This window comes from Caulobacter sp. P1_B12_2, from assembly GCF_056406675.1.
This window is the reverse complement of the sequence record NZ_JBFTZS010000392.1, coordinates 1-4,420: the sequence shown is the minus strand read 5'-3', so window position 1 is coordinate 4,420 and position 4,420 is coordinate 1. Positions and strand designations below refer to the sequence as shown.

Below are 4,420 nucleotides of genomic sequence, written 5' to 3'. Positions count from 1 at the left end.
CCTCGTAGGCGGCCGGCTGCACCACTTGGCGCTCCCAGATCGACAGGGCCAGGGCCTCCTTGCAGACCATCGGCGCGTCGGTGGGCGCCAGGGGGGCCATGCCGCCGTCGATCTTAAGGGCGTCGCGCACGATGCAGAAGCCGCCGTCGGTCTTCTCCGGAACCTCCTCGTAGGACAGCCCCGCCTTGCGCAGGATCGCCCGGCAGGTGGCGGGGTCATTGCCCGCCCGCGCCGCCTTGATCCGCGTGGCCATGCCCACCGGATCGACGATGCTCAGCGGCTTCCAGGGCAGGTGCTGGCGGGCGATGCCGCGCTCGGCCACCAGCGCCATGACCAGCACCAGCGCCCACAGAAGGAACAGCGCCGTCAGGCCCGCCAGGCGGTTCTGGCGGCGCGTGTGGTGCTCGACGCGCGGATGTCGCGGAACGCGATAGGCCATGGGCGGGGGGGAGCGCCTGAAACGGGGTTAACGGCCAAGCCTTGCCTTAGCGCGGCGGCGGGTCAACCGGAAACACCCTACCGGCACAGCCGATAGCCGCTGCGCTCCAGATGCAGATGGTCGCGGTGCGCGGCGTTGTAGTCCGGGCTCAGGACGGTCCCGAACACCCGGCAGGCGCCGTTCCGCGCCGCCTGGACGAAATGGCCCTGGTCGCTGTCGGCGCGGAAGTCGCCCGCCACCGTGGCCCGGCGGCCGTCGGCGAAGCGGAAGCCGGCCACGTCGAGGGCCGCGGCGCGGGCGTGCGCGCTGGGCCGCTCGCCGGGCCGGCCGTAGATCGTGCGGCAGGCATAGGTCCCGTAGTGGTCCACCCGGGTCAGACGGCTGTTCATGATCTCGCGGGCCGCCGGGACCAGCACCTGGCGCTCCCACAGCGCATAACCCAGCGCCGTCGAGCAGGTCATGACCGGCGCGGCGGGCGCCAGGCGGCCGGCGGCGCGCACGGTGTCGCGTGTCGAGCAGTAGCCGGTCTCCCGCCTCTCGCCTTCGGTGAACCGCACCCCGCCTTCGCGCAGGGCGGCGCGGCAGGCGGCCGGGTCGGCGCTGATCCGCGCCAGCTTGCCCGCCGTGGCCAGGCCGATCGGCTGGTTCAGCGAGAACGGCTTCCAGGGTAGGTCCTGCGGCGGGGCCAGGCGGTCGACCAGGGCGAACACCAGCAGCCCCGCCAGCAGCAGGTCCAGCAGGAAGCCGACCGCCCCGGCCAGCGAGCGGGCTTGGGGCGAGGGTTCTGGGATGGCCAGTTTCACGCCTCATCCAACGGCGACGACGCGGCGAAGTTCAGCCTCGAGGCTTGGCTTGGCCGGCGCGAAGGGGCATCTACCGCGTCCCTGGAGACGCCCATGACCCCCTCGAACAGCTGGCGCGGCCTGCTGAACGCCGAACTGGCCCCGCGCTTCGCCCTGCTGTGCCTGGGCATCTGGCTGAACGCCGCCGACACCCTGGTGACGGTGACGATCATGCCCAGCGTGGCCAAGGAAATCGGCGGCTTCCAGTATTTCGGCTGGTSGATCGCCGCCTTCCTGCTGGGCTCTATCCTGGCGGGGGCCTGCGCGGGCAAGCTGTCGATCCGTTTCGGCCTGAGGCGCGCCACGGCCCTGGCGGGGGTGGTCTACGCCGTCGGCTGCGCCATGGGCGCGCTGGCGCCGGAGTTCCTGACCTTCGTGGCCGGCCGCCTGGTCCAGGGCCTGGGCGCGGGGGCGATCGTCTCGCTGTGCTACGTGGCGATCAGCGCCATGTTCCCCGAAAGCCTGTGGCCGCGCGTCTATGGCGCGATCGCCGGTGTCTGGGGCGCGGCGACCCTGCTGGGCCCGCTGTGCGGCGGGCTGTTCGCGCAGGCCGGCTATTGGCGCGGGGCTTTCTGGTTCTTCGTCGTGCAGGCGGTGATCTTCGTCGGCGCGGTGCTGGTCATGGTGCCGGCCGCGCCCAAGGCCCCCCAAGGCGGGCGCATCCCCAAGCGGCAGCTCAGCCTGCTGACCCTGGGCGTGACCCTGATCGCCGCCGCGGGCGTCGTGCCGAACGGCCTGGCGGCGGCCCTGTGCGCGGCGTTCGGGACCCTGGCCATGGCCGCCATGCTGGTGGTCAATGGCCGCACCAGCGACCGCCTGCTGCCCCGCTCGGCCAGCGACCTGGCCACGGCCACCGGCCTGGGCCTGATGGTGATCTTCTTCTGCGAGGCCGCGACGGTCGGCTTCTCGGTCTACGGCCCGACCTTCATCCAGGTGCTGCACGGCGCCGATCCTCTGCTGAGCGGCTATGTGATCGGCGGCATCGCGGCGGGCTGGACGGCCTTCTCGTTCGTGGTCGCGGGGCTGAAGCCCCGGCACGAGGGCCTGGCGATCCGCCTGGGCGCCCTGGTCATCGCGGCCGGCGCCGCCTGGGGCGCCTACGAGATGGTCCATGGTGGTCTCGTCGGGATCACCCTGTCGATGGTGCTGCTGGGCAGCGGCTTCGGGATCTGCTGGGCGTTCCTGGCCAAGCGAGTGATCGGCGGCGCGCCGCCGGAGGAGCAGGCCTTGGCCTCGGCCGCCGTGCCCACCACCCAGCTGATCGGCGGCGCCGTCGGCGCGGCGGCGGCCGGGGCCCTGGCCAACGCCCTGGGCTTCGCGCACGGCGTCACCCCGGCGGGGGGCCTGGCGCACGGCCTGTGGCTGTTCGCGGCCTTCGTGCCGTTGGCCGTCGTGGGGCTGGTGGCGGCGTGGCGGCTGGGGCGGGACTAGGCCTCCGCCAGCGCCGCCTCTTCCACCAGACGAACCACATCCCCCATGATCTCGGTGATCTTGAAGTCCTTGGGCGTGTAGATCCGCGCCACGCCCATCTGCTTGAGGATCAGGGCGTCGCCCTCGGGGATGATGCCGCCGGCGACCACGGGGATGTGGCCCAGGCCCTCGGCGCGCATCACGCGGATGACTTCCTGCACGAGATCCAGGTGCGAGCCCGACAGGATCGACAGGCCCACCACGTGGGCGCGGCCTTCCTTGGCGCGGCGCACGATCTCTTCCGGCGTCGAGCGGATGCCATCATAGATGACGTGCATGCCGCAGGCGCGGGCCCGGGTGGCGATCTGCTCGGCGCCGTTGGAGTGACCGTCCAGTCCCGGCTTGCCGACCAGATAGGTCAGGGTGCGGCCCAGCACCTGCGAGACCCGCTCGACCTCGGCCTTCACCGCCTCGACATCCTCGGCCTCGCCGGTCGAGACCACGATCGCCACGCCGGTGGGGCCGCGATACTCGCCGAACACCTCGCGCAGCGCCCCGGCCCACTCGCCGGTGGTGATCCCGGCCTTGGCGGCGACAATCGAGGGTTCCATGATGTTTCGGCCATCGGCGGCGGCGGCCTTCAGGTCGGCCAGGGCGGCGTCGGCGGCGACCGGATCGCGGGCCGCGCGCCAGGCCTTCAGCCGCTCGACGACGCCGGCCTCCAGGCGCGGATCGACGGTCTCGATGCTGCTTTCACCGGCCGACAGCGGCGAGTCCTCGGTGTCGGTCCAGCGGTTGACCCCGACCACGGTCATGTCGCCGGTCTCCACCGACCGCACGCGCTTGGCGTTGGAGCCGACCAGCTCGGTCTTCATGTAGTCGATGGCGCTGGAGGCCCCGCCCATGGCGTCGATCAGGGCCAGTTGTTCCAGCGCCCCCTTCGACAGCTCGGCGACCTTGGCCTCGACCACGTGGCTGCCGTCGAACAGGTCCTCGTATTCCAGCAGGTCGGTCTCGTAGGCCAGCACCTGCTGCAGGCGCAGCGACCACTGCTGGTCGAACGGCCGCGGCAGGCCCAGGGCCTCGTTCCAGGCCGGCAGTTGCAGGGCCCGGCAGCGGGCGTCCTTGCTCAGCGTGACGGCCAGGGCCTCGATCAGGATGCGGTAGACGTTGTTCTCGGGCTGCTGCTCGGTCAGGCCCAGGCTGTTGACCTGCACCCCGTAGCGGAAGCGCCGCGCCTTCTTGTCCTGCACGCCGTAGCGCTCCAGCAGGATCTGGTCCCACAGCCGCGTGAACGCCCGCATCTTGCAGAGTTCGGTGACAAACCGCACGCCGGCGTTGACGAAGAAGCTGATCCGCGAGGCGACGATCTCGAAGTCCTCGTCAGGCACCTGGCCGCCGGCCTTGACGGTGTCGAGCACGCTGATCGCCGTGGCCAGGGCGAAGGCCAGCTCCTGCTCCGGCGTCGCGCCCGCCTCCTGCAGGTGGTAGCTGCAGACGTTCATCGGGTTCCATTTGGGAACCTCGCGATAGCACCAGGCGATCATGTCGCCGATCAGCCGCAGGCTCGGTCCCGGCGGAAAGATGTAGGTGCCGCGCGACAGGTATTCCTTGATCACCCAGAACGACCTGATCAAGGAATACCTGTCGCGCGGCACCTACATCTTTCCGCCGGGACCGAGCCTGCGGCTGATCGGCGACATGATCGCCTGGTGCTATCGCGAGGTTC

The 4,420-nt window shown here is 71.2% G+C and carries 3 protein-coding genes and 2 pseudogenes; 2 read left to right on the top strand and 3 right to left on the bottom strand.

All coding sequences use genetic code 11. The annotated features are described in order from the left end of the window. Both AC1DZ6_RS19905 and AC1DZ6_RS19900 read right to left on the bottom strand, forming a co-directional pair. Positions 1–439: extensin family protein (locus AC1DZ6_RS19905; protein ID WP_477098871.1), on the bottom strand; the 439-nt coding region annotated here is incomplete at its 3' end. Positions 440–516: 77 nt separating this feature from the next. Continuing rightward, a complete protein-coding gene (locus AC1DZ6_RS19900) occupies positions 517–1,242 on the bottom strand; it encodes an extensin-like domain-containing protein (RefSeq protein ID WP_477098870.1) in 726 nt (241 codons plus the stop codon). Between the two features lie 93 nt (positions 1,243–1,335). Between AC1DZ6_RS19900 and AC1DZ6_RS19895 the strand changes: the two genes are divergently transcribed. After that, positions 1,336–2,712 (top strand): MFS transporter, encoded by a 1,377-nt coding sequence (locus AC1DZ6_RS19895; protein ID WP_477098869.1) that lies wholly within the window; start codon positions 1,336–1,338, stop codon positions 2,710–2,712. Here AC1DZ6_RS19895 and AC1DZ6_RS19890 read toward each other — a convergent pair. Then, positions 2,709–4,310, bottom strand: a pseudogene (locus AC1DZ6_RS19890) (methylmalonyl-CoA mutase family protein); the annotation flags it as partial. The gene AC1DZ6_RS19895 and the pseudogene AC1DZ6_RS19890 sit on opposite strands and share 4 nt — an antisense overlap. Here AC1DZ6_RS19890 and AC1DZ6_RS19885 point away from each other — a divergent pair. Beyond that, positions 4,309–4,420, top strand: a pseudogene (locus AC1DZ6_RS19885) (methylmalonyl-CoA mutase family protein); the annotation flags it as partial. The pseudogenes AC1DZ6_RS19890 and AC1DZ6_RS19885 overlap by 2 nt on opposite strands.